This window comes from Corallococcus exiguus (assembly GCF_009909105.1).
GTDB lineage: Bacteria > Myxococcota > Myxococcia > Myxococcales > Myxococcaceae > Corallococcus > Corallococcus exiguus.
In genome coordinates this window covers 1,511,162-1,534,016 of sequence record NZ_JAAAPK010000001.1, presented here as the reverse complement: position 1 = coordinate 1,534,016, position 22,855 = coordinate 1,511,162, and the positions used below count along the sequence as shown (strand labels likewise).

The 22,855-nt window shown below is 69.0% G+C and carries 21 protein-coding genes; 9 read left to right on the top strand and 12 right to left on the bottom strand.

The window, feature by feature from the left end:
• Positions 1-169 precede the first annotated feature (169 nt).
• On the top strand, positions 170-1,132 hold the full coding sequence (locus GTZ93_RS06305; RefSeq protein ID WP_126935230.1) for an isopenicillin N synthase family dioxygenase: 963 nt from the start codon (positions 170-172) through the stop codon (positions 1,130-1,132).
• Here the strand turns inward: GTZ93_RS06305 and GTZ93_RS06300 are convergent.
• Positions 1,125-2,051 carry a hypothetical protein gene (locus GTZ93_RS06300; protein ID WP_139921361.1) on the bottom strand — a complete coding sequence of 309 codons (927 nt, stop codon included), beginning with the start codon at positions 2,049-2,051 and terminating at the stop codon, positions 1,125-1,127. The two genes, GTZ93_RS06305 and GTZ93_RS06300, sit on opposite strands and share 8 nt — an antisense overlap.
• A 109-nt stretch (positions 2,052-2,160) precedes the next feature.
• Between GTZ93_RS06300 and GTZ93_RS06295 the strand changes: the two genes are divergently transcribed.
• The gene (locus GTZ93_RS06295) at positions 2,161-3,198 is read left to right on the top strand and encodes a carbon-nitrogen hydrolase family protein (RefSeq protein WP_139921363.1); all 1,038 of its coding nucleotides are present in this window, start codon (positions 2,161-2,163) and stop codon (positions 3,196-3,198) included.
• Here the strand turns inward: GTZ93_RS06295 and GTZ93_RS06290 are convergent.
• The 5 genes from GTZ93_RS06290 to GTZ93_RS06270 form a co-directional block, all read right to left on the bottom strand.
• Positions 3,182-3,421: a hypothetical protein gene (locus tag GTZ93_RS06290; RefSeq protein ID WP_139921364.1), complete on the bottom strand. Its 240-nt coding sequence runs from the start codon at positions 3,419-3,421 to the stop codon at positions 3,182-3,184. The genes GTZ93_RS06295 and GTZ93_RS06290 overlap by 17 nt on opposite strands.
• Before the next feature lie 108 nt (positions 3,422-3,529).
• Entirely contained in the window at positions 3,530-4,975 is a 1,446-nt protein-coding gene (gene gatB / locus GTZ93_RS06285) for an Asp-tRNA(Asn)/Glu-tRNA(Gln) amidotransferase subunit GatB (RefSeq protein WP_139921366.1), read from the bottom strand.
• Between the two features lie 27 nt (positions 4,976-5,002).
• Positions 5,003-6,466 carry an Asp-tRNA(Asn)/Glu-tRNA(Gln) amidotransferase subunit GatA gene (gatA, locus tag GTZ93_RS06280; RefSeq protein ID WP_120580518.1) on the bottom strand — a complete coding sequence of 488 codons (1,464 nt, stop codon included), beginning with the start codon at positions 6,464-6,466 and terminating at the stop codon, positions 5,003-5,005.
• A gap of 6 nt (positions 6,467-6,472) precedes the next feature.
• Entirely contained in the window at positions 6,473-6,760 is a 288-nt protein-coding gene (gene gatC, locus GTZ93_RS06275) for an Asp-tRNA(Asn)/Glu-tRNA(Gln) amidotransferase subunit GatC (protein WP_139921368.1), read from the bottom strand.
• Between the two features lie 30 nt (positions 6,761-6,790).
• A complete protein-coding gene (locus tag GTZ93_RS06270) occupies positions 6,791-7,138 on the bottom strand; it encodes a TFIIB-type zinc ribbon-containing protein (protein WP_139921370.1) in 348 nt (115 codons plus the stop codon).
• Positions 7,139-7,339: 201 nt separating this feature from the next.
• On the opposite strand from GTZ93_RS06270, the gene GTZ93_RS06265 reads away from it, so the two are divergent.
• From GTZ93_RS06265 to GTZ93_RS06255, 3 genes are all read left to right on the top strand, one after another.
• Positions 7,340-10,423, top strand: a complete 3,084-nt coding sequence (locus GTZ93_RS06265; RefSeq protein WP_186820044.1) for an FtsK/SpoIIIE family DNA translocase — start codon at positions 7,340-7,342, stop codon at positions 10,421-10,423.
• Between the two features lie 119 nt (positions 10,424-10,542).
• Positions 10,543-10,827 carry an antibiotic biosynthesis monooxygenase family protein gene (locus GTZ93_RS06260; RefSeq protein WP_139921685.1) on the top strand — a complete coding sequence of 95 codons (285 nt, stop codon included), beginning with the start codon at positions 10,543-10,545 and terminating at the stop codon, positions 10,825-10,827.
• A 42-nt stretch (positions 10,828-10,869) separates the two neighbouring features.
• A complete protein-coding gene (locus tag GTZ93_RS06255) occupies positions 10,870-12,099 on the top strand; it encodes a THUMP domain-containing class I SAM-dependent RNA methyltransferase (RefSeq protein ID WP_139921683.1) in 1,230 nt (409 codons plus the stop codon).
• Here GTZ93_RS06255 and plsY read toward each other — a convergent pair.
• On the bottom strand, positions 12,025-12,603 hold the full coding sequence (plsY, locus tag GTZ93_RS06250; protein ID WP_139921681.1) for a glycerol-3-phosphate 1-O-acyltransferase PlsY: 579 nt from the start codon (positions 12,601-12,603) through the stop codon (positions 12,025-12,027). The two genes, GTZ93_RS06255 and plsY, sit on opposite strands and share 75 nt — an antisense overlap.
• A 23-nt stretch (positions 12,604-12,626) precedes the next feature.
• Positions 12,627-13,058 carry a DUF2752 domain-containing protein gene (locus tag GTZ93_RS06245; protein ID WP_120566606.1) on the bottom strand — a complete coding sequence of 144 codons (432 nt, stop codon included), beginning with the start codon at positions 13,056-13,058 and terminating at the stop codon, positions 12,627-12,629.
• A gap of 89 nt (positions 13,059-13,147) precedes the next feature.
• On the opposite strand from GTZ93_RS06245, the gene GTZ93_RS06240 reads away from it, so the two are divergent.
• Both GTZ93_RS06240 and GTZ93_RS06235 read left to right on the top strand, forming a co-directional pair.
• On the top strand, positions 13,148-13,720 hold the full coding sequence (locus GTZ93_RS06240; RefSeq protein ID WP_169849395.1) for a DUF4920 domain-containing protein: 573 nt from the start codon (positions 13,148-13,150) through the stop codon (positions 13,718-13,720).
• A gap of 26 nt (positions 13,721-13,746) precedes the next feature.
• A complete protein-coding gene (locus GTZ93_RS06235; protein WP_257979421.1) occupies positions 13,747-14,361 on the top strand; it encodes a hypothetical protein in 615 nt (204 codons plus the stop codon).
• An 11-nt stretch (positions 14,362-14,372) separates the two neighbouring features.
• Here GTZ93_RS06235 and GTZ93_RS06230 read toward each other — a convergent pair whose 3' ends face one another.
• The 4 genes from GTZ93_RS06230 to GTZ93_RS06215 form a co-directional block, all read right to left on the bottom strand.
• On the bottom strand, positions 14,373-15,311 hold the full coding sequence (locus tag GTZ93_RS06230; protein WP_169821928.1) for a hypothetical protein: 939 nt from the start codon (positions 15,309-15,311) through the stop codon (positions 14,373-14,375).
• 98 nt (positions 15,312-15,409) lie between these two features.
• Positions 15,410-16,954, bottom strand: a complete 1,545-nt coding sequence (locus tag GTZ93_RS06225) for a radical SAM protein (RefSeq protein WP_139921677.1) — start codon at positions 16,952-16,954, stop codon at positions 15,410-15,412.
• A gap of 116 nt (positions 16,955-17,070) precedes the next feature.
• The gene (locus GTZ93_RS06220; protein ID WP_139921675.1) at positions 17,071-17,838 is read right to left on the bottom strand and encodes a hypothetical protein; all 768 of its coding nucleotides are present in this window, start codon (positions 17,836-17,838) and stop codon (positions 17,071-17,073) included.
• Positions 17,839-17,868: 30 nt separating this feature from the next.
• Positions 17,869-21,066 carry a TonB-dependent receptor gene (locus GTZ93_RS06215; protein WP_139921673.1) on the bottom strand — a complete coding sequence of 1,066 codons (3,198 nt, stop codon included), beginning with the start codon at positions 21,064-21,066 and terminating at the stop codon, positions 17,869-17,871.
• Positions 21,067-21,296: 230 nt separating this feature from the next.
• On the opposite strand from GTZ93_RS06215, the gene GTZ93_RS06210 reads away from it, so the two are divergent.
• Positions 21,297-22,043, top strand: coding sequence for an energy transducer TonB (locus GTZ93_RS06210; protein ID WP_121780289.1), 747 nt, complete (start codon positions 21,297-21,299; stop codon positions 22,041-22,043).
• A 75-nt stretch (positions 22,044-22,118) separates the two neighbouring features.
• Positions 22,119-22,796: a MotA/TolQ/ExbB proton channel family protein gene (locus tag GTZ93_RS06205; RefSeq protein WP_120575935.1), complete on the top strand. Its 678-nt coding sequence runs from the start codon at positions 22,119-22,121 to the stop codon at positions 22,794-22,796.
• The last annotated feature ends 59 nt before the right edge of the window (positions 22,797-22,855 follow it).

Here is a 22,855-nt window from a genome sequence, read left to right as displayed (position 1 = left end):
CCCCCTGGCCAATTCCCTGCCCAATCTGCACATCCCGGAAGCCCGGCATCCACTGCCGCCAAGGGTGGGTGTCGCAAAGTGAGGAGGGTCCCCCGCCCTTGGGCCGGGGTGACGGTTGGGCGGCGGACTGCGACGTGTCAGGAAGGTGTCACGCGGATAGGATGCGCGCATGTCCCGCTCGGCCCGACGCATCCCCACCGTGAACCTGTCCCACTACCGCTCCGGCACTCCCGAGGAGCGGGCCCGCTTCGTCCAGGTGTTTGGCGACGCGCTCAAGGAGTTCGGCTTCGTGACCGTGGAGGGCCACGGCGTCGAGGACGCGCTCATCCGCCGCACGTACACGGACGTGGAGCGCTTCTTCCAGCTGCCGGAGTCCACCAAGACGCGCTACGCGGTGCCGGAGCGTCCGGGGCAGCGGGGCTTCATGGCGTTCGGCCAGGAGCACGCGAAGAACCGCAAGGTGGGGGACCTGAAGGAGTTCTGGCACGTGGGCCGCGAGCTGCCCGTGGGCCACCCGTACCGCGACGACTACGGCGCCAACGTCTGGCCGGAAGAGGTGCCCAGCTTCCGTGAGCACACGCTGACGCTCTACCGGGAGCTGGACGACGCGGCGACGGTGATGCTCCAGGCGTTGGCGGACTACCTGGGCATCGCGCGCAACACGTTCAGCGACATGACGGTGGACGGCAACTCCGTGCTGCGGCTCATCCACTACCCGCCGCTGAAGGACCGCTTCATCCCGGGCGCGGTGCGCGCCGCGGAGCACGAGGACATCAACTTCATCACGCTCCTGTGCGAGGGCACCGCCGGCGGCCTGGAGCTGCTCACGCGCGACGGCGAGTGGATTCCGGTGGACACGCTGCGCGGGCAGATTGTCGTGGACTCGGGCGACATGCTCAGCCGGGTGATGAATGGCGTCATCCCGTCCACGACGCACCGGGTGGTGAACCCGCCCAGCACGGAGCAGGACACCGTGCGCTACTCGATGCCCTTCTTCGTGCACCCGTTCTCCGACTGCATCCTGAAGCCGCTGCCGCAGACGGAGACGCCGGACAACCCCGCGCGCCACCCGCCCATCACCGCGGACGCGTTCCTCAAGCAGCGCCTGCGCGAGCTGGGCTTCCTCAAGTAGCCGCAGCGAGGGCGAGCAGTTCCTCCATGGACACGCGGAAGTGGCGAGTCCCTTCCGCGCCATGGAGCCAGGGCCCCCGGCCCTTGAGCCACGAGGGCTGCCACGCACGGCCCGTCTCGTCCGTGAGGACGACACGGGTCAGCGGGGCCAGGCGCTGCTCGCCCCGGTAGTACAGCCGGTAGAGCTGGAGCAGCGCCTTGTCGTCGTAACACCCGCCGAACAGCACGTGCGTGTCACTGACGGCGATGGCGCGTGCGCCATGCACCGGGGAGGACCAGACCGTGGAGGGTTCTCCCGGCCTCATGCGCACGAGCGGGAAGTCCGTGTAGCTGTAGAACCAGGTCTCCCGCTCCGAAGCGACGTTGAGCGCGTAGCACTCCAGGATGCTCTGCCCCAGGCCGAGCGCCATCTGCACACCACTCTCCTGCCGCTGCCCCAGCGCATCGAAGCGCTCCAGGCCCTCGGCGCCGACGGGCGACCGTGACCCATCGCCGCCCCGGGTCAGGCTGCCGATGACACCTTCGTCGAAGTAGCTGACCCAGACCTGTCCGTCGGACGTCGTCTGCACATCCTCGATGCCATCCCCCAGGGTCAGCTCCCGCAGCAACGTGCCTTCCTGCGAGTAGACGTGGGCGTTGCGTTCGTATCCCGTCTCCGAGCGGTAACGGCAACGCCCGTTCACGAGCAGCACCTCGCCATCGGGAAGCGGCTGGACGTAGTGGAAGTCCGGGGCACCGCGAGGCAGCGTGAAGCGCTCCCAGGTGTCCCAACCGTCCGCGAAGTGGAGGACCTCGTCGCCCTCCGCGAGCCACCAAACGGTGTTGTCGGGTGCCACGCCCAGGGCCTTCACGTTCCGTCCCGCGAGCGCCTCCGCCGCGTCGACGAACGGGTGCACTTCGACGTGGAGTGTCCTCTTCATGCGCATCACGGCCTCCGGGCACGGCCTCGACGGCGGCACTCCCGGAACCTGACGGTCCACCGCCGCGAGGCTCGCGCGGCATGGGGGTGGGTGCCATCCTCGCGGCACCGTGACCACCTCCCTTGATCTGTTCGCCATCCAGCCGCGCGTCACGCTCGACGACTATGCATCGCAGGAGACGTTCGCCTCGCACCATCGGGCGCTCGCTGCACGGGCGGACGCGCTGCGTCCTCGGGACGCCTCGGGCCGGCCGTTGAACCCCGCGCTCGCTGTCTGGCCGGAGATGGTGGGCGCGGCGCTGGGACTGATGGGGCACCTGTCACGCGTGCGCCGCCGCAAGACGACGAACGGCGCCCTGACGCGCGTGGCTCTCGCGGAGTGGCTCGGCATGTTCCGCACGTGGAGCGCCTTCCATCCACCGACGATGGAGGAGTGTCTCTACGCCACGGTGGCGCCCCGCGTGCACCGCGCGATGTACGAGACCTTCTCCGGCATCGCGCGCGACTTCGGCCTGTGGGTGGTGGCCGGAAGCGCGCTGCTGCCCACGAACCGCCTGGGCCCGGACACCCCTGAGTACGAGCCCGCGGGAGCGCGCACCTTCAACACCAGCTACACGTTCTCACCGGATGGCCACTGCGTGGCCGTCACGCGCAAGGTGAACTTGGTGCCCACGCAGGAGGACGTGCTGCACCTGAGCCCGGGCCGCCCGGAGGACCTGCCCGTGCTGGACACGCCGTTCGGGAAGCTGGGGACGCTCGTCTGCTACGACGGCTTCCGCGAACCTCACACGTCCGGCGAACCCTATTTCGTTCCGTGTGCGCAGTACCTGGACGCGCTGGGCGTGGAGGTGCTCGCGCAGCCCTCCGCCAACGCCTGGAGCTGGGACGCGCCCTGGGCCTTCAACGCGCCCGGTGAGACGCAGCTGCGCAGCGAGCAGTGGTTCAACGAGGGCCTCTTCACGCAGCTGCGCACCCTGAAGCGCGTGCGCTACGCGGTGAACCCGCAGCTCACCGGCGGCTTCTTCGACAACACCTTCGAGGCGCCCTCGCTCATCCTGGAGCGCCGGGGGCCGGACGACGTGCACGTGCTCGCCCGGTCCGCGGATCCACGCGGCGAGGACGTGCTCCACGTCACGGTGTCTCGCTAGCCAGCGGCACGAGCCGAGCGTCGTCCTCCAGGACGAACTTGAGCGTGGGGCCGCGCTCCTCCGGCTTCCATCCCAGGTCCCGCGCCATCACGATGACCCGCGCCACCAGGTCGGGGCCCACGTCGCGAGTCACGAGTCCGGTCATGTCGCCGTCGTCGACGTGGAGCCACGGATCATCGTGGCGGACACGGACGTGCAACGCCTGCCGGGTGGCCTCGGCCATGCGACCGTGAGCAGCCGCCAGCCCGTTCCCTCCGGTGCGTCCCGCCGCCCCCGAAGGCTCCAGCGGTACGAGACACCGTTCACCGTCAGGAGCCGGGCCACGAGCGCCCTACTCGCCCAGCTTCTTCTTGAGCAGTTCGTTGACGAGGCCGGGGTTGCCCTTGCCCTTCATGGCCTTCATCACCTGGCCCACGAAGAAGCCGTACACGCTCTTCTTGCCGGCCTTGTACTTCTCCACCTCGCCCACGTTCTTCGCGAGGATGTCGTCCACCACCGCCTCCACGGCGCCCACATCGCTGACCTGCGCGAGCCCCTTCTCCGCGATGATGTCCGCGGGCTGGCGGCCCGTGCGGAACATCTCCCCGAGCACGTCCTTCCCCGCGTTCGCGGACACCGTGCCCTTCTCCACCGTGGCCAGCAGCTCGCCCAGCTGCGCCGGGGTGAAGCGCAGCGCGGAGATGGGCGTGCCCTCCTCCTTGAGCAGGCGGCTCAGCTCACCCAGGAACCAGTTGGAGAGCTTCTTCGCGTCGGAGACGTGCTTCGCGCAGGCCTCGAAGAAGTCCGCCAGCGGGCGCTCGGCGGTGAGGATGCGCGCGTCGTAGGCCGGCAGGCCGTACTCGCTCATGAAGCGCGTGCGCTTGGCGCGCGGCAGCTCCGGCAGCGACTGCCGCTGCGAGTCCCGCAGCGCGTCCGATACGAGGAGCGGCGGCAGGTCCGGCTCCGGGAAGTAGCGGTAGTCGTGCGCGTCCTCCTTGGAGCGCATGGACCGGGTGACGCCCTTGTTCACGTCCCAGAGGCGCGTCTCCTGGTCCACCTTGCCGCCGGACTCGAGGACGTCCACCTGCCGCGCGGCCTCGTACTCGATGGCCTGCTTGAGGAAGCGGAACGAGTTGAGGTTCTTCAACTCACACCGCTGCCCGTACGTGGTGGAGCCCTTGGGCATCACCGACACGTTGGCGTCGCAGCGGAAGCTGCCCTCCTCCAGGTTGCCGTCGTTGACGCCCAGGTACACCAGCACGTCGCGCAGCACCTTGAGGTACTCCACCGCCTCGTCGGCATCGCGCAGGTCCGGCTCGCTGACGATCTCCATCAGCGGCACGCCCGCGCGGTTCAGGTCCACCAGGCTCTGCCCCGCGGACGCGGCCGCGTCGTGCACGCTCTTGCCCGCGTCCTCCTCCAGGTGGATGCGCCGCACGCGCACCGTCTTCTCACCCGAGGGCGTGTCGATGACCAGCTCGCCCCACTCGCAGATGGGCTGATCATACTGGGTGATTTGATAGCCCTTGGGCAGGTCCGGATAGAAGTAGTTCTTCCGGCTCCACACGCTCGTGGCCTTCACCGTGCACCCGAGCGCCAGGCCCGTGCGCACCGCGTACTCCACCACGCGCTGGTTGAGCACCGGCAGCACGCCGGGCATGCCCAGGCACACCGGGCAGGTGTGGTGGTTGGGCTCGGCGCCGAACGCGGTGGAGCAGCCGCAGAAGATTTTCGACTGCGTGAGCAGCTGCGCGTGGACCTCGAGGCCGATGACCGTCTGGAAGTCGCTCAGGGGCATGGCGGTGTCACCCTTGTGTCGCGCCCGCTAGACGGGGGCGGCGCGGCGGAAGAAGTCGTGCTCGCGCTCGAACGCGCGGGCGATGCGGAGCAGGCGGGCCTCGTCGAAGGGGCGCCCCAACAGCTGCATGCCGATGGGCAGCCCCGCCTGCGTGAAGCCGCACGGCACGGACAGGCCGGGCAGGCCCGCCAGGTTGCACGGCAGCGTGTAGACGTCCATCAGGTACATGGACAGCGGGTCGTCCACCTTCGCGCCCAGCTTGAACGCCGGCACCGGCGACGTGGGCGACACGATGGCGTCCACCTGCTGGAACACCTTCGTGAAGTCCTCGCGGATGAGCGTGCGGACCTTCTGCGCGCGCAGGTAGTACGCGTCGTAGTAGCCGGCGGACAGCGCGTAGGTGCCCAGCATGATGCGGCGCTTCACCTCCGCGCCGAAGCCCTGCCCACGCGTCTGCGTGTACAGCTCCTTGAGCCCGCGCGCGTCCTTCGCCCGCTGCCCGTAGCGGATGCCGTCGTAGCGGGCCAGGTTGCTGGACGCTTCCGAAGAGGCCAGCAGGTAGTACGTCGCCAGCGCGTACTTCGTGTGAGGCAGGGACACGTCCACCAGCGTCGCGCCCAGCTTCTCCAGCTCCTCCAGCGACGCGCGCAGCGTGCCCGCCACCTCCGGGTCCATGCCCTCCGCGAAGTACTCGCGAGGCACGCCCAGCTTGAGGCCCCGCACCCCGTCCTCCAGCCCCGTGAGGCAGTCCGGCGTCTCCACGTCCGCGGAGGTGGAGTCCAGCGGATCATGCCGCGCGATGAGCTGGAAGAGCGCCGCGGTGTCCCCCACCGTGCGAGCCATGGGGCCCGGCTGATCCAACGACGAGGCGAAGGCGATGACGCCGTAGCGAGACACCCGTCCATACGTGGGCTTGAGCCCCACGGTGTTGGTGAGCGCCGCGGGCTGGCGGATGGAGCCGCCCGTGTCGGTGCCCAGCGCGCCGAACACCTCCCGCGCCGCCACCGCCGCCGCAGAGCCACCGGACGAACCGCCCGGCGTGCGCGTCAGGTCCCATGGGTTGTGGGTGGGGAAGTACGCGCTCGACTCGTTGGACGAGCCCATGGCGAACTCGTCCATGTTCAGCTTGCCCACGAGCGGCAGGCCCGCCTCTTTCAGCAGGCGCACCACGGTGGCGTCGTAGGGCGGGACGAAGCCCTCCAGGACGCGCGAGGCGCAGGTGGTCTCCACGCCCTCCGTGAGGAAGATGTCCTTGAGGCCCACGGGCACGCCGTCCAGCGCGCTCAGCGGGCTGCCCGCCTTGCGGCGCGCGTCACTGGCCTCGGCGGACTTCAGCGCCCCGGGCTCGTCCACGCGCAGGAAGGCGCGCACCTTCGGGTCCACCTGGGCGATGCGCTGGAGGCTCGCCTGGGTGGCCTCCACGGAGGACACCTCTCGCGAAGCCAGCTTCGCCGCCAGCTCCAGCATCGACAGGTCGGTGAGCGACGACATGGCGGGCTACTCCAGGATCTTCGGGACCGCGAAGGCGGTGCCCACCTTCGCCGGCGCGTTGGCGAGCCCTGCTTCCGGGGGCAGTGACGGACGCAGCACGTCCTCGCGCAACAGCGAGGACGCGAGCGTCGCGTGGGAGGTGGGCTCCACCTGGCTTATGTCGAGCGCTTCCAGCTCCGCCACCGCGTCCAGGACCGCGGACAGCTGGGTGGCGTAGCGCTCCTCCTCTTGCGGCGTCAGCGACAGCCGCGACAGGGTGGCCACGTGCCGGACCTGCTCGAGCGTGAGGGCCATGGGGAAGCCTCCTCCTTCTGACCTGCGGTGCTACGGGGACGGCGGCGTGCGCTTGAACAGGTTGAGGACGGCGTTCATCACCTTGCCGCTGCCCTCGTGGCCGTGCTGCTTGATGACCTGCTCCAGCTCGCCCGCGTCCAGCCAGACGCCGTGGCAGTTGAAGCAGCTCTCCAGCTCCACGTCCCCCTGCTTCAGCGTCTGCAGGTCCATGCCGCACTTGGGGCACTTCATGTAGTGCAGCTGCTTGAGCGACTCGCGCTGCTGGGCGGCCATCTCGTGGGACTGCTGGAGGGCCAGCTTGCGCTTGGCTTCAATCTCCTCGCGCGCGAAGTAGTCGTCTTCGTTGTGGGAGGGCTTGTCGGGGCTCAGGTCGGACATGGTCTCGGGTTCTCCTTGGCGGCAGGCACCATACCCTCTCGCCGCGGGGACGCGCCCGAAATGTAGGCCTTGTTCCGCCTCCTCGGGGCCCCCTTGGACGCCTGCCGGAAAATTGACCCCGCCCCCTCCCTCCCTATTCTCGCCGGGCGGATTGCTACAGCTCGCTACGCGGCTGGAATCGGGCAGAGGGAACAGGGGTCCATGACAGCGGCAAAGAAGGGTGGCCGGGCGGAGAAGGCGGTGCTCTCCCGGCAGGAGATCGCGACGCGCCGCAAGGCGCTCAACAACAAGAAGATGAAGGCCCCGGGCGCTGCGAGCCCCGCCAAGCGGGCGCTCATCGGCGTCTTCATCCTGGCCGCCTCGTTGCTGGCCTTGCTGGCGGTCGCCACGTTCGACGCGCATGACCGGGTGGGGCCCGGCTTCCACAACGCGGTGGGCCCCATGGGCCACCTCATCGCGGAGACCCTGCGCGGCGCGCTGGGCGTGTGCGCCTACCTCATCCCCGCGGGTGGCATCTACACCGCCGTGGTGCTCTTCGTGGGCAACCGCGAGCGGCGCCGCATGCCGCAGATCATCTCCCTGGCGCTGCTCACCTGCAGCGTGTCCGTGCTCGCGCAGCTCATGTTCGCCAAGGACAAGGGCTGGGCCCACCCGCCCGGCGGCGCGCTGGGCGCGAGCCTGGGCGGCCTGATGGAGGGGATGTTCTCCACCGTCGGCACCATCATCCTCGTCACCGCCATCAGCGCGGCGGCGCTCATCGTGGGCACCCAGTACACGTTCTTCAAGCTGTGCTCGCTGGTCTGGGCCGGCCTCACCGTCCTGGGCCGCCGCATCTCCGAGAACGCGCACGTCTTCTGGGAGCAGCAGAAGGTCAACTACGCGGCCCGCCAGGAGCGGCTCGCGCAGGAGAAGGAAGAGGAAGCCGCGTTCCTCGCGGAGCTGGAGGCCGAGGAGGAGGAGCTGTCCGAGGCCGAGCGCATCGCCGCCGAGGCCGAGGCCGCCGAGGCGGAGTCCCTGGCGGAAGAAGCCGTGCGCCTGGCCCGGCAGAACGAGAAGGAGCAGATCGCCAACGCGAAGAAGGCGTTCAAGGAGCAGAAGGAGCGCGAGAAGCTGGAGAAGAAGCTCGCCCGCGAGGAGCCGTCCGAGGACGAGGAGGACGACGCCTCCGACGAACAGCCCTCGCTGCCGCCCGAGCGCGCCGAGCGCCGCTCCCCGGGCGCCGACCCCGCCTGGGCCGCGTCCTTCCTCGCGCCCCAGCCGCAGCTGCCCGCCAACGCGGACGCGGGCGAGCCGCCCCGCCGCGCGCGCAAGACGCCGCAGATCGTCACCCCGCCCTCCGCACCGTCCACGCCGCCGGTGCCCGCCGCGTCGCTCACGCCTCCGGCCGCCGAGCCCGCCGCGAAGCCCGTGGTCGCGGAGAAGCCGGCCGCCGCCGCGCCGGGCAACGCCCTCATCCCCGCGCCGCCCTCCGCGCTGGCGCGTATGCCGCTCATCGTGGAGCCCAAGGCGCCGCCCAAGCCCACCGCCGTGAAGCGGCCGCAGGACCAGTTCGAGTTCGTGGGTGACCGCAAGAGCTTCTCGCTGCCGCCGCTGGACGTGCTGGAGGCGGACAAGAAGGAGCGCTCCGCGCTGGACAAGGACGCGTTCCTTGTCACGGCGGAGAAGCTGCGCGCGAAGCTGGCGGACTTCGGCATCGTGGGCGAAGTGGTGGAGATCCGCCCCGGCCCCGTCGTCACCATGTACGAGTTCCTGCCCGGGCCCGGCATCAAGGTCAGCAAGATCGCCGCGCTCCAGGACGACCTGGCCATGGCCATGGAGGCCATGCGCGTGCGCATCGTCGCCCCCATCCCCGGCAAGGGCGTGGTCGGCATTGAAGTCCCCAACCGCGACCGCGAGACGGTGTTCCTCAAGGAGATCGCGGAGCAGGACACGTTCCAGAAGAGCAGCAGCAAGCTCACCATGTGCGTGGGCAAGGACATCGAAGGCATGCCGTACGTCTTCGACCTGGTGAAGGCCCCCCACCTGCTCATCGCGGGTACCACCGGCTCCGGCAAGTCCGTGGCGGTGAACTCCATGATCATGAGCATCCTCCTCAAGGCCACGCCCGAGGAGGTCCGCTTCATCATGGTGGACCCGAAGATGCTGGAGCTCTCCGTCTACGAGGGCATCCCGCACCTGCTGCTCCCCGTCGTCACCGACCCCAAGAAGGCCGCGCTCGCGCTGCGCTGGGCGGTGGAGGAGATGGAGCGCCGCTACCAGCTGCTGTCCGAGGCGGGCGTGCGCAACATCGCCGGCTACAACAAGCTGGTGGAGACGCAGGCGTCGGAGGAGAAGCCCGCCCCCGCCCCCGCCCCGAAGAAGAAGACCAAGCCCAAGAAGATGTTCGTCGTGGACGTGGAGGGGAGCACCGTGCCCGCCCCCGCTTCCGCCAGCGACGGGTTGGGCGTGGCCATGCCGCGCGAGGACGACGAGGACCTGCGTGAGGCCATCGTCTCCGAGCCCGCTCCCACCCTGGAGGCCGACGGCGAGGAGGACGCGGAGTTCGAGGAGGACGGCGAGGAGTCCACTCCAGCGGAGGCCGCTTCCCCGGAGAAGAAGGAACTCAAGAAGCTGCCCTACATCGTGGTCATCATCGACGAGCTCGCGGACCTGATGATGGTCGCCAGCCGCGAGGTGGAGACCTACGTGGCGCGCCTCGCGCAGATGGCGCGCGCGGCCGGCATCCACCTGATGGTCGCGACCCAGCGCCCGTCCACGGACGTCGTCACGGGCATCATCAAGGCCAACTTCCCCACGCGCATCAGCTTCATGCTGCGCTCCAAGCCGGACTCGATGACGATTCTGGGCACGGTGGGCGCGGAGGCCCTGCTGGGCATGGGCGACATGCTCATCATGCCGCCCACGAGCGCCCACCTGCAGCGCGTGCACGGCGCCTACGTCTCCGAGCAGGAGATCAAGAAGGCGGTGGACCACCTCAAGGCCCAGGGCAAGCCCGTCTTCGACGAGTCCATCCTCAAGCCGCGCGATGACGAGAGCGAGGGCGGCGGTGGCGAGGAGGACGAGCTGTCCGACGAACTCTACGACCAGGCGCTCGCGGCGGTCAGCGAGATGCGCTCCGTCTCCATCTCCATGCTCCAGCGCAAGATGCGCATCGGCTACAACCGCGCGGCGCGCATGATTGAGCGCATGGAGCGCGACGGCGTGGTGGGCCCCGCGGACGGCGCCAAGCCCCGCGAGGTGCTGCTGCGCGGCCTGGGCGACATGCCCGGCGCCGGGGCGATGTAGCCCCACGCCACCCCTTCAAGGCCCGGGGAACGGACGCCCGTTCCCCGGCGGTTTTCCCCTCGGGGGCGCCACGGAAAGCTTCCGGGCGCCCCCGCTCTACTTTCCCCCCGGACGGCCGAATGATCGTCGCCATCTCCCGCTTCCGCGCGTCCCCCGAAGAGGCCGACGGCTGGGTCCACCGGCTCCAGGAGCGCTCGCGGCGAGTGGACGGCCACGCGGGCTTCCTGGGCCTGGAGGTGCTGCGTTCGTTCGAGCGCTCGCCTGAAATCCTGCTCGTCACGCGGTGGAAGGACCGGGACGCCATGCGGGCCTACTTCCAGTCCGAGGACTTCCAGCGGGCCAAGGGGGCCAGCGCGTCCCAGGAGGACGCCACCTTCACGATGTACGAGGTCGTGGCCACCTGAGCAGTTCCCAATCGCCCCCGGGTCGTCTAAGGGCGGTGCACCATGGCTGAACGTCTTGCCCTATTCGTCACCGCCGCGCGCGGCACCGAGGACCTGCTCGCCGAGGAGCTGAAGGAGCTCGGCGCGAAGCGCATCCGCCAGGACCGCGGCGGCGTGCGCTTCATGGCCTCGCTCGACGAGGCCCTCAACGTCTGCCTCTGGTCCCGCATCGGCATGCGCGTGCTCTATCCATTGGGCGAGTTCGAAGCGAAGGGTGCCCAGGGGCTCTATGACGCGGTGGCCAGCGTCCCGTGGGAGGAGCACCTCACCACGAACGTGACGTTCGCGGTGGACGCGAACCTGAAGGACACCGAGCACGCGCACTCCGGCTTCGTGGCGCTGAAGGTGAAGGACGCCATCGTGGACCGCCTGCGCGACAAGCTGGGCTCGCGGCCGGACGTGGACACGCGCAACCCGGACGTGTCCGTGGTGGCGCACCTGGTGAAGGAGAAGCTGTCCCTCTCCCTGGACCTGTGCGGTGACCCGCTGCACCGGCGCGGCTACCGCGTGCGCCCCACCCCCGCGCCCCTGAAGGAGAACCTGGCCGCGGCCCTCCTGCGCGCGGCGGGCTACACCGGCACGGAGGCGCTGGTGGACCCCATGTGCGGCTCGGGCACCATCGTCATCGAGGGCGGCCTCATCGCGCGCAAGCGGGCCCCGGGCATCAACCGGGGCTTCGCGGTGGAGCGCTGGCCGCACCTGGGCGTGCGCGCGAAGGAGCTGCTCGCGGACCTGCGCGCGGACGCGCGGCGCAACGAGCGCAAGGTGGAGGTCCCCATCCTCGGCTTCGACAAGAGCGACGAGGCCCTGGAGGCCGCGGACCGCAACGTGAAGGCCGCGCGGCTGGGCGAGGAAATCCAGCTCGCGGAGGGCGACGCGACGAAGCTCCCGCCCCTGCCCGAAGGCGGCGGGCTCGTCCTCACCAACCCGCCCTATGGCGACCGGCTTGGCTCCGGCGGACAGAAGGGCATGAAGACCTTCTACTTCAAGCTGGGCGATAGCTTGCGCGCGCTGCCGGGCTGGCGTGTCTGGGTGCTGTCCGGCAACCCCGCCTTCGAGAGCGCCTTCCACGCGCGCCCCATGGCCCGCCGCGACGTGTGGAACGGCCCCATCCCCTGCACGCTGCTGGGCTACCGCGCCCCGTCGCTGCCTCCCGGCTCAAAGCCGGTGTTCAGTGCGGCGGGCGAGTCGCAGGAGGTTGCTCCGGTGCGTCCAGAGCATCAGGAGGAATAGCCCCGCGGTGAGCAGCACGTACTCGCGGGAAGGCGCGGTGAGGAACGCGGTGGCGATGGCGACCACCGCCGCGGACAACGAGCCCACGGAGCTCACGCGCCACCGGGACACCACCAGCCCGTAGATGATGGCCCCCGCGAGCGCCGCCTTGGGCACCAGCACCACCAGCACGCCCAGCGCGCTGGCCACGCCCTTGCCGCCCTGGAGCTTGAGCCACACCGGGTACACGTGCCCCAGCACCGCGGCCAGCCCCACCAGCGCGTGCGCTTTCGCATCCCCAGGCAGATAGTGCACGGCCAGCGCCACGGGCAGCACGGCCTTGAGCGCGTCCAGCAGCAGCACCACCGCGCCCAGCTTCTTGCCGGCGACGCGCGTGACGTTGGTGGCGCCGATGTTGCCGCTGCCGCTGGCGCGCACGTCCACCCCACGAAACCACCGCGTCAGCAGCACGCCGAAGGGGATGGAGCCGCAGAGGTAGCCCAGCAGGAGGAAGGCGGAGAGCACGGAAGAGGACAGGGTCCCGCCCTTCAGGACAGCAGGTGCGGGAAACGGGTGTGCACCACGACGTAGGCGTAATTGACCAGCAACACCAGCGGGAACGCGATGCGCACCCACCGCCACTCGCGCTCCTCCAGCTCCACCTCCGGGATGGGCAGCGCGAAGAGGAAGTGCAGCACCGTCGCCACCGCGGCCAGCGCGAACAGCAGCGCGCACACGGTGCCCAGGGGGTTCGCCTCCCACGCTCCCGGGATGTTGAAGTGCGCGACGCGGTCCGCCACGCGGGTGAGCCCACAGCCCAGGCAGGGCCAGCCCGTGTGCTCGCGCAGCACACAGCCCCAGAACGGGATGATGCGGGCCACGGGGACATAGCGCCCCACGAGCAGCCCCCCGAGCCCGACGAGCCCGAGCCATTCGAATGTGCCCAACCGGCGGTTGGGGGCGGGGATGGTGACCTTCATGCGCACCTCGCGCCGAGTGTGCGGGACAAGTCGCGAGGATGGAAGGGGTGCCTTGCCGGGCCCCGGAAACCTGGGCTAAGCGAACGGGCATGCACATGCTCCGCACCGCCCTCGTGATGCTGGTCGCCGCGCCCCTCGTGGCCCTCGCGGCGGACAAGACGCCCAAGCCCGCCGCCAAGGCCGCGGAAGCGTCCAAGGCCGAAGCCGCGGCGAGCGACTGCCACCACCCCGCCGACGCGAAGACGCCCGAGGCCGCCAAGGCCGCCGACACCGGATGGACGCTCACCCGTGGCGAGCCCCTCAAGGGCGAGAAGACGGTGAAGCTGGCGGAGTTGCTCGCGAAGCCCCAGGCCCACGACGGCAAGGTCGTGCGCGTGGAGGGCCAGGTGCGCAAGGCGTGTGAGAAGAAGGGCTGCTGGATGGAGCTGGCCCAGGACGCCAAGAGCCCCGGCGTGCGCGTGACGTTCAAGGACTACGGCTTCTTCGTTCCGCTGGACTCCGCGGGTTCGCAGGCGCGCGTGGAGGGCGTGGTGAAGGTCGCGGAGCTGAGCGACGCCCACGCGAAGCACTACGAGGCCGAGGGCGCCATCGTCCCCCGCGGCACCGACGGCAAGCCCCGCGAGATTCAGCTCGTGGCCTCCGGTGTCGAGCTGCGCCGCTAGCCGCGATGGGAGGCCGCAGTTTCAGCATGAGGGGCGTGCAGGGCGCGGCCGACCGGGCCGTGCAGCACGCCCGCGCGTGGCTCCTGGAGACGGAGCCCGGGTCGCGAGTGCACGACGTGCAGTTGGACCCGCGCTTCCAGCACCGGGGCGTGGACCTGCTCTGGGAGCTGCCCTCCGGAGAGGTGCGCGGCATTGAAGTGAAGGGCGACCGTCAGGCCACCCGCCGCCGCTACTTCTTCGAGCTCATCTCCAACCTGGAGAAGGACACACCGGGCTGCTTCCTCTACAGCGGCGCGGACCTGATGCTGTACGTGTTCCTCACGCAGGGGGAGCTGCACGCCCTGCCCCTGCCCCGGGTGCGCGAGTGGTTCCTCCCCCGCGCCCGCGAGTACGCCCTCAAGCACGCCTTCACCCAGACGGGCGCCATCCGCTACACCACCGTGGGCGCGGTCGTGCCCGTGCGGGACGTGGCGGAGGGCGTGCCCGGCGTCACCACCGTGAAGATCAAGCGCGCGGCGCCAGAGAAGCCCGGCTTGAAGCCCGGCACGCCGGACGCGGAAGGCGCGACGCCCGCCGCGGCCAGTGAACCCGCGGCGCCCGAGGCCCCGGAAGCCCGGAGCCCCCGGCGCACGGGGACCTGAAGCCCGGCCGATTAGCGGCGGCGCTGCGGCTGCGCGTGCTGGTGACGGTGCGCCCGGTGGCCCGGGTGCATCTTGTCGTGCAGGGCCTCCAGCCGCTCCTGCGTGCCCATCAGCTCCAGGAGCGCGGACCGGTCGTTCTGCTGCTTGAAGACGTGCTCCAGGCGGGGCACCAGGTCCAGCGCCAGGTGGATGTCGTTGGCCTTCTCCGCCTCCGCCAGCAGGCCGCGGCCCTCGACGGACGCGTCAATCCACGCCTGCAGGTGGATGAGGCCGTCCACCGCCAGGAGGCGCGAGATGGGTGCGCGAGCCATGTCGTGGATGAGGTTCTTGAGGTCCTGGATGGCGGGCTCGCGCTCGCCCTTCGCGGCGCGCACCACCGCCTGGGAGATGCCGCGCCGGTCGGGCAGCAGGAACTCCTCCACCTCGGCGAACGCCGAGGCGTCGTCCAGGTGGCCCTGCGCGGCCAGCGACTCCGCCAGGCTGTCGAACAGCTCCGCGTCCTTCTCCGAGAAGGGCGCCAGCGCCTCCTGGAGGAACGGCTGGGGCAGCGCGCCCTTGTCATCCACCGTCAGCTTCGAGCGCAGGGCCTTCACGTGCTCGAAGGAGGAGGCCACCGGGGCCTCCTTCGCGCCGTTGAGCTTGTGCACGAGCACCTGCATCAGCGTCGCCAGCCCCTGCGTGAAGTCCTGCGGGGACACGCGGTCCGGCATCCACCGGCGCCACAGCTCCACGGCCGCGGCCACGACGTAGTCCTTGAAGGGGCCGGTGCCCTTCCACTTCGCCGCCCACTGCTGGGCGATGCCGAGCGGATAGGCGGACTCCGCCAGCTTGCGGTAGTCCTCTTCACCCACCGGGATGCCGTAGTGCCCCAGCGTGCTCAGCAGGGCCTCCGTCGAGTAGTCCTTGAGGCCCGTCTTCTGCCACGACTTTTCCACCCGCTGCGTGCTCACCAGATGCTCTCCGAGGCCATGCGAGTGCCGGCCATCGGCCCCGCTGCCCATCTTCTAGCGAAAGCGGAGCCCGGCGAATACGGCCTTTGCGGGCCCCGTCAGGCGGCGGACGGCTGGGGCGGCGGGCGGCCCGGCACGATGGGCCACACCGTGGGCTGGCGCCGCCCGTCCTCCACCCGGCGGGCCATGTACGGCTCGCACCCGCGCTCCTTGAAGGCCCTCTTCCATGCGGCGAAGCTGCCCCCCGCGCGCCAGGCGTCCATGGCCGCGAGCCCCGCCTCCGGACCGCACTGGGCCAGCATGTACTCCACCCAGGCCCAGCGCGCGGACGTGGGCCGCACCTCCGCCCGCCCTCGCAGGCCCTTGCGCAGCCGCTCCAGCTTGTTCTCCACCTCGCGAAGCCCCGCGAAGGGCGCCCCGTCCAGCGGCGTGTTGCGCTTCGCCACGAAGGGCGCGACCCCCAGCGCCACCGGAAGGATGCGCGACAGCTCCGTGGTGAAGCGGATCAGCTCGTCGATGTCCGCGTCCTCTTCATGGGGCAGGCCCACCACGTTGTAGACCTTGAGCTGCTTCATGCCCGCCGTGCGCGCGAACTGCGCGGCTCGGACAATCTGTTCCTCGGAGTGCTTGCGGTCCACCAGGTCCCGCATCTTCTGGGACGCCCCGTCCGCGGCCACCGTGAGGCTCATCGCCCCACCCCGCCGGAGCTGATCCACCAGCTCCTGCGTGAGCCGGTCCGCTCTCAGGGAGGACACGCCCACCTCACGCCCGGAGTCCACGATGGTGCGCAGCAGCTCCACGATGCGCGGGTGGTCCGTCACCGCCGCGCCCACCAGCCCCACGCGCTTGGCGTGCTCAGGGATGAGGGACAGGATGCGCTCCGGAGGCACCGTGCGCATGCCGCCATTCGTGGTGCGGCGCATGACGCAGTAGTGGCAGCCACGGGAGCAGCCCCGCTCCGGCTCGATGAGGAACATCGACCGGAGCTCCGTGTGGGGCGTGATGATCTGCGTGCGCGCTGGCAGCCGGGCGTCCGTCGCCTTCGCCACGTGGTAGCGCGTCCCACCCCGCCCGGGCACCCGGAAGCCGGGGACCTTCGCCAGGTGATCCAACAGCGCCTCGCGCTCCATGGAGGCGGCGGCCTCCAGCAGCACGTGGATCAAGTCCTCCGCCTCCCCCTGGACGAGCACGTCCACGAAGGGCTCCAGCGGATCCGGGTTGGAGAACGTCAGCGGGCCGCCCGCCACCACCAGCGGATGTCTGGCATCCCGTTCCGATGAAAGAACCGGCAAACCAGACAAATCCAACATCGTGAACAACCCTGAAAGCTCCAATTCATAGGCAACTGAAAAGGCAAGCATTTCAAAGCTAGACACGGGTGCCTGGGATTCCCAGGTAAACAATGGCGTCCGTGTTCTCTTGTATGTCTCGACATCATCGGGAAGGAAGACACGCTCGGCGGTCGCGCCCGCGTGCTCATGCACCTCCCGGTAGATGGCCTGGTAGCCCAGCGAGCTCATGCCCACGTGGTAGGGGCTCGGGTAGCAGAGCGCGACCCGGTAGGGCGCCTCCTTGCGGAGCGTCCCTGCTTCGTCCGCCAGCAGTGAGCAGACGTGCTCGATGAGTTCGTAACGGCCCTCCATGGTCCTCCCGACAGTGGATTCCAGACACCTAACAACAGCGCGGCCCCGGACCGCCACTCCCGCGTGGGGGAGGGGCTGCCGGGGCCGCGTTGGCCTTCAGGGTCGGTCAGTGCCGACTACTTGAACGACGGGATGCTCTCCGACGGGACGCAACGGCCCTCGATGTAGTCCGGGTCGTCATCCGGGCTGCCGAAGTACTCGAGCCAGAAGCGAGCCGGAACCGCCTCGCACTGCAGCGCGAAGTCCGGGTTGATACCCGAGCCCGAGCCGCAGTTGGCGAAGCCCTCGTCCGGATCCGACTGGTCCGCGCGAGGATCGCACGGGGTCGCCGGCCACACCGCACGCATGACGTACGTGGAGGTGCAGCCATTCCGCACGAACGTCACTTCACCCGACATCTGGGTGCCGGGAGAGCTGGGCGACGAGTACACCTTCACGTTCTTCAACGTGTAGGAGATGTTCGACGTCACACCGGCCTGCGTGGGGTTCACGGTGGCGGTGTTGAACTCCGGCGCGAGGCAGAAGTCGTCCGTCGTGTCCGCGCTCAGGCCACCGGTGACCTGGAGGCTGTCGAACGTGTTGTTCGCGTCCGACGATCCCAGCCGGGCCATGTACTGCGGCCGAACCACGAGGATGTTGCTCCCCGTCTTCGGGTCCGCGAACTTCCACACGCCCAGGTTGTCACCCACTTCGAGCGCCTCGGCCGCGGTGCAGGCAGTGCCATCCGCACGGGTCGGGCCGCTCACGACGTCATACTTCGCCCACCAGTTCGCGAAGCTCGCGTCCTGGACGATGCAGCCGGGATTCGGCTGCTCGACGTCGCAGGCGGTCAGGCTGCCCGCGGCCGCCACCATCACCAGCGATGAAAGAATGCTCTTGCGCATGATGCTGATCTTCCTCACGTGGTCGGGTGGTTAGAACGTGTACCGAACACCGAAGCGGATCTGCCGCGGCGCCTGGTAACGGTCCGGGTTCTTGTAGTTCTGGTTCACGTCTTCGTAGGCCAGCTTGCCACCCGCCGCCGCCGGCACGTTGCCCGCGCTGTCAGCAGTGGGCAGGTCCGCCACGGACCCCGGGGTGTTGGTCTTCGCGTCGTACACCGGGAGCACCTGCTCGAAGGTGTAGGACTCGTCAACGCTGTCCACGCCCTGGAAGTTGAAGAGGTTGAACACGTCCAGGGTGAAGGACACCACGCTGTCCTTGCTCACGCGGTAGTTCACGCCGACGTTGGAGTCGACGCTGTTGATCCACGGGGTGCGACCGCCGCTGCCGCGCGGCAGGATGAACGTCTCATCCTGGCCGTAGCCCGGGTACGCGCCGAGGTAGCTGATGGGCGTACCGGAGTTGCCGCGGTAGGACAGACCGATGCTCGCCGACAGCGCGTTGGAGATGTTGAACTCCTTGGCGCCGAACACCTTGATGGCGTGCGTGCGGTCGAAGGGCAGCAGACCCGAGCGGTTGTTCAGGAGGGCCACCAGGTCGAAGTCCGCGAGGATGTTCGGGTCGAGCTGGTTGTTCTCCGGGCGGAACAGACCGGGGTAGTTGCCGTACAGGCGGGACCACGTGTAGCTCGCCTGCGCCAGCCAGCCTTCCGTGAACGTGCGGTTCAGGTAGACGGTGACCGCGTCGTAGTCACGCACGGGCGTCGGGAACTCCTTGGCGAAGCCGCTGCCAGGGTTACCGAGGAAGTACGTGTTGCCGTCATCGCGGCTCATGTCCTCGATGACCTTGCCCATGTCGCGGTGCGTGTACGTCGCGCCCAGGCGGGTGTTCGCCAGGAGCTCGTACTCACCGCCGACCACGACTTCGTCGGACGACTGGGGCTCGATGTCCGGATCGACCGGCTCGCTCTGCACCAGACCGCCGCTGAAGTACTGGTTGGAGTTCAGCGTGGCCTCGGCGCGGGGCACGATGTACTGGCGATCCGAGCAGTTGCCGCGCTGGCCTTCCAGCGTGGACGGGTCGCAGCCCGGAACATCCGACCCCGGCTCCGTCAGGTAGCGACGCGCGCTGAAGCGACGCTCACCCGGGAAGGCGCGGTCCATCATGTTGAGCGGAACCTGCTCGTAGTAGCGAGCGAAGTTCACGAACAGCTTCGCGCGGCCGTTGGCGAACGGATCCACCACGGCGCCGATGCGGGGCGACCACTGGTTGGCCAGCTTCAGCGCCAGGTTGCCGTCGCCGCCGTACATGTTCTGCACGTCGTAGCGCACGCCGAGGTTCAGCGTGACGCGGTTGGCGATGGACCAGCTGTCCTGGAGGAAGCCACCGATGGTGGTGCCGCTCGTGGACGACTGCTGCAGGGTCTCGAACACCGGGGTGTCCGGGGCCGTCTGGTAGCCGTAGCGACGGTTGTCCGACCAGATGCGGCGGGTCACGCCGTTGAGCTGCACATCGCTCGCGGCACCAGCCTCCTGGAGGAACACGCTACCGGAGTAGGCCTTCTTCTGATCGAAGGTCAGGAACTCCGTGTCCACGCCCGCCTTGAACACGTGCGTGCCCAGGGCGTTCAGCAGGTACGTGGCCTTGGCGTTGATCTGGTAGCGATCCAGCGTCGCCTCGGACATGAAGCCGGGGCCGCCCACGTAGTAGTTCGTCGCCGGGCAACGCACGGCCTGCTCGGCCGCCGTCGTGCCGCAGTACTCCGCGGCGTTGGGGACGTTCTCGAACGTGGTGATCGGGCGACGACGCGTGTACATGGCCAGCGAGTAGCCCGCCAGGCCGTCCGTCGAGCCGATGGCGCTGCCGTCCGCCGGAGGCGTACCAGCGGTCTGGTGGAACCAACCGAGGTTGGCGTCGACCAGGACCTTCTTGTCCATGAAGGCGCCGGCGTACTTGAGAGCGAGCGCCGTGGTGTTGGCGCGGTTCTCAGTCTGGCCGATGTCCTCAGGGCGCGAGTTCTGCGCCGCCGGCAGACCACCCGAGCGGGGGCTGATCTGCAGCTTGCCCAGACCACCCGACACGGTCGGGGTGCCGTTCAGGGCGAACGACACGTTGTGGTCCTGGTTGATGAGGTACGTCAGCTTGCCCATGAACTGGATCGTGCGGGAGTCGGCGAAGTACGTCCGCTCGGAACCCGGGATCTGCTGGACGACGCTGAAGCCGTTCGCATCCTTCGCCACCGCGCCGTTGTCATCCAGCGTGAAGGCGTTGAGCGCACGGGTGTGCTCGTAGCGCTGGAACGACGGCGCGAAGCCGGCGAAGAACCAGAGCTTGTCCTTGAGGATGGGACCGCCGAGGGTGGCGCCGAAGTCGCCCAGGTTGCTCAGGGCGTTCAGGCCGGTGATCGTGGTGCCGTCCTCGATGACCAGCTTGCGGTTGCCTTCCGCGAAGCCCGGCGTCCAGTTGGCGAACACGGAGCCGTGGAACTCGTTGGAACCGGACCGGGTCACCGCGTTGATCACACCGCCCGTGGAGCGACCGAACTCCGGCATGTAACCGCCGGTGATGATGTTCACGTCCTGCACGAACTCGATGCTCAGCGGGCTGGCGTTCACGCCGAAGGCCGGGTCGTTCGTGGACAGACCGTCCACCACGTAGCCGTTCTCAGGCGAGGTCGTGCCGTTGATGGACACGCCGTACTGGTCGGACTGGGCGCCCGGGGCGAGCTCGGCCAGGGACTCGAACGAGCGCGTCGCGCCGCCCTTGCCGACCGGACGGGCCACCGCGATGCGCTTGATGAACTCCTGATCAACGTTGACGCCCTGGTTCGTAGAACCGACGTCGATCGTCGGCGGGGCGCCAACGATGGTCTCCGTCGACGAGAAGCTCTCAGGGAGCAGCTCCACGTTCACGCGGATGGTACGGTTGAGCAGCAGCTGGATTTCAGGGCGGGCGAAAGGCTTGAACGACTCCTTTTCGAACCGCAACGTATACGTGCCCGGCGGGAGCTGGGGAATACGGTAGTTACCCTGTGCGTCAGTAACCACGGTCTGCTCGCCCTGCAGGTTGGGCGAGGTGGCGGTCACAACGACATCTGCAGCCGGCTTCTTGTCTTCAGTGTTGATGACAGTGCCGATGATGACGCTGGACTGCGCGAAAGCTGCGGATCCATACAACAGACCCGCAGCAAGGACGACTCCGGTTTCCCGAAGTACTTGTTTCACTTGCATACCTAACCCCTCCAAGGTGGGCTGCAACCGAAAATGACTTGGGAAAATATCCGAGGTCAAGCAGTTGTCAATAGACCGTTGCTTTTTGGTGACCAGTGGGGCATTGCGCGATCACGTCGGCGGCACCAGACACGGTTGCTTGAACCCGGAACCCTTTTCTGTATGGTGGCCGCCCTTCAATCCGGGCATGGCGGGGACGGGTAGTCCACTGGTGAAGAGGAGTTACGTGCATGTTCGATTCAGTCCTTGACCGCGGCCAAGGACCCAGGTCGCGCTTCGGCGTGGGTGCAGGCGTTTCCACGCTGCTCCACGTTGGCCTGCTGGGTCTTGTGGCCTATCTCTCCACGCGTCCGCCTCCCGTGGAGGAGAAGGAGGTCGAGGTCACGCTGAAGGCCACGATGGCTCCGCCGCCTCCGCCACCTCCGCCGCCTCCCCCGGCGTCGAAGCCGAAGACGGAGAAGAAGGTCACGCCCAAGAAGCCCAAGGACGTGATCGTGCAGCCGAAGGAGATCCCTCAGCAGAAGCCGCAGGAGACGGAGACCCCGCCCGAGCCTGACGAGCCCGAGGCGAGCGAGTCCGAGGTCGAGGGTGGCGTGGAGGGTGGCGTCGCGGGCGGTGTGGTGGGTGGCGTGGTGGGTGGCGTGATCGGCGGCGTGGTGGGCGGTCAGCTGGGTGGAACGGGCACGGACGTGCTGGCGTTCGGCCAGGGCATGACGCGTCCCGAGAAGATCGCGGGTCCGGAAGTGTCCTATACGCGTGAGGCCCTCGAGGCGCGCGTGCAGGGCCTGATGATCGTGAAGTGCGTGATCACGACCGAGGGAAAGGTCGAGCGCTGCCGCACGATCAAGCCGCTCCCTCACATGGAGCAGGCCGTAATGGACGTGCTCACCGCCTCACGCTACAAGCCGGTCACGTTCCAGGGCAGGCCGGTCGAAGTGCAGTACACGTTCAACTTCAACCTGAAGCTGCCGCGCTGATCCAAAGCAGGCAGCCCCGCTTGAGCAGTCCGCCGAACATCACCTCGCGCTCGTGAGGAGGAGCGCTCCACAGCCATGCAATTTACCCTGCTTGATATCTGGCACCACACGGGCCTCTTCGCCCGCATGATCATCTTCACCCTCGCCATCATGTCGGTGGCGTCGCTGGTCGTCATGGCGGAGCGGGTCATCGTCTTCCGCAAGACCCGCTCGGACAGCCGCAACTTCGCCGCCAAGATGGGCGCGATCCTCGCGAAGGGCGACCTGACCACCGCGGCGAACACCAACCTGGGCAAGGACGTGGGCCACCTGGGCCGCGTGATCAACTCCGGCCTGACGGCGTACCGGATCACCCCTGGGAACAAGGACCTGGCGGTGGAGTCCGTGGCCCGCGCGCTGGAGCGCCAGGCGCAGCGCGAGGTGCAGAGCCTCAAGCGCGGCCTGGGCCTGCTGGCCACGGTCGGCTCCACGGCGCCGTTCGTCGGTCTGCTGGGCACCACGATGGGTATCGTGAACGCCTTCCAGCTGATGGCGGCGGCGGGCTCCGGCGGTCTGGCGACGATCTCCGCGGGTATCTCCGAGGCGCTCATCACCACGGCGTTCGGTCTGCTCGTGGCGATCCCCGCGGTCATGGCCTACAACTTCCTGCAGGGCTGGGTGGATGCCCGCTCCGTGGACATCTCCGAGTCCTCCAACGAGTTCCTGGACGTGGTGGCCCGGCACGTGGGCGGCGGTTCGTCGCACGCGGCCTAGTCGTAGCCCCACCCTGGGACGTCCCCACCCATGAGGGCGGTCCGGCTGAGAAGCCGCGC

Excerpts from the sequence above, each read along its gene's own strand:
- GTZ93_RS06245 (WP_120566606.1), bottom strand. The coding sequence starts at position 13,058 with ATGAAGGTCACCATCCCCGCCCCCAACCGCCGGTTGGGCACATTCGAA.
- gatB (WP_139921366.1), bottom strand. The coding sequence starts at position 4,975 with ATGCCCCTGAGCGACTTCCAGACGGTCATCGGCCTCGAGGTCCACGCG.
- GTZ93_RS06225 (WP_139921677.1), bottom strand. The coding sequence starts at position 16,954 with ATGGAGGGCCGTTACGAACTCATCGAGCACGTCTGCTCACTGCTGGCG.
- GTZ93_RS06300 (WP_139921361.1), bottom strand. The coding sequence starts at position 2,051 with ATGAAGAGGACACTCCACGTCGAAGTGCACCCGTTCGTCGACGCGGCG.
- gatA (WP_120580518.1), bottom strand. The coding sequence starts at position 6,466 with ATGTCGTCGCTCACCGACCTGTCGATGCTGGAGCTGGCGGCGAAGCTG.
- GTZ93_RS06260 (WP_139921685.1), top strand. The coding sequence starts at position 10,543 with ATGATCGTCGCCATCTCCCGCTTCCGCGCGTCCCCCGAAGAGGCCGAC.
- GTZ93_RS06255 (WP_139921683.1), top strand. The coding sequence starts at position 10,870 with ATGGCTGAACGTCTTGCCCTATTCGTCACCGCCGCGCGCGGCACCGAG.
- gatC (WP_139921368.1), bottom strand. The coding sequence starts at position 6,760 with ATGGCCCTCACGCTCGAGCAGGTCCGGCACGTGGCCACCCTGTCGCGG.
- GTZ93_RS06270 (WP_139921370.1), bottom strand. The coding sequence starts at position 7,138 with ATGTCCGACCTGAGCCCCGACAAGCCCTCCCACAACGAAGACGACTAC.
- GTZ93_RS06205 (WP_120575935.1), top strand. The coding sequence starts at position 22,119 with ATGCAATTTACCCTGCTTGATATCTGGCACCACACGGGCCTCTTCGCC.
- GTZ93_RS06290 (WP_139921364.1), bottom strand. The coding sequence starts at position 3,421 with ATGGCCGAGGCCACCCGGCAGGCGTTGCACGTCCGTGTCCGCCACGAT.
- GTZ93_RS06215 (WP_139921673.1), bottom strand. The coding sequence starts at position 21,066 with ATGCAAGTGAAACAAGTACTTCGGGAAACCGGAGTCGTCCTTGCTGCG.
- GTZ93_RS06265 (WP_186820044.1), top strand. The coding sequence starts at position 7,340 with ATGACAGCGGCAAAGAAGGGTGGCCGGGCGGAGAAGGCGGTGCTCTCC.
- GTZ93_RS06220 (WP_139921675.1), bottom strand. The coding sequence starts at position 17,838 with ATGCGCAAGAGCATTCTTTCATCGCTGGTGATGGTGGCGGCCGCGGGC.
- GTZ93_RS06240 (WP_169849395.1), top strand. The coding sequence starts at position 13,148 with ATGCACATGCTCCGCACCGCCCTCGTGATGCTGGTCGCCGCGCCCCTC.
- GTZ93_RS06235 (WP_257979421.1), top strand. The coding sequence starts at position 13,747 with ATGAGGGGCGTGCAGGGCGCGGCCGACCGGGCCGTGCAGCACGCCCGC.
- GTZ93_RS06305 (WP_126935230.1), top strand. The coding sequence starts at position 170 with ATGTCCCGCTCGGCCCGACGCATCCCCACCGTGAACCTGTCCCACTAC.
- GTZ93_RS06210 (WP_121780289.1), top strand. The coding sequence starts at position 21,297 with ATGTTCGATTCAGTCCTTGACCGCGGCCAAGGACCCAGGTCGCGCTTC.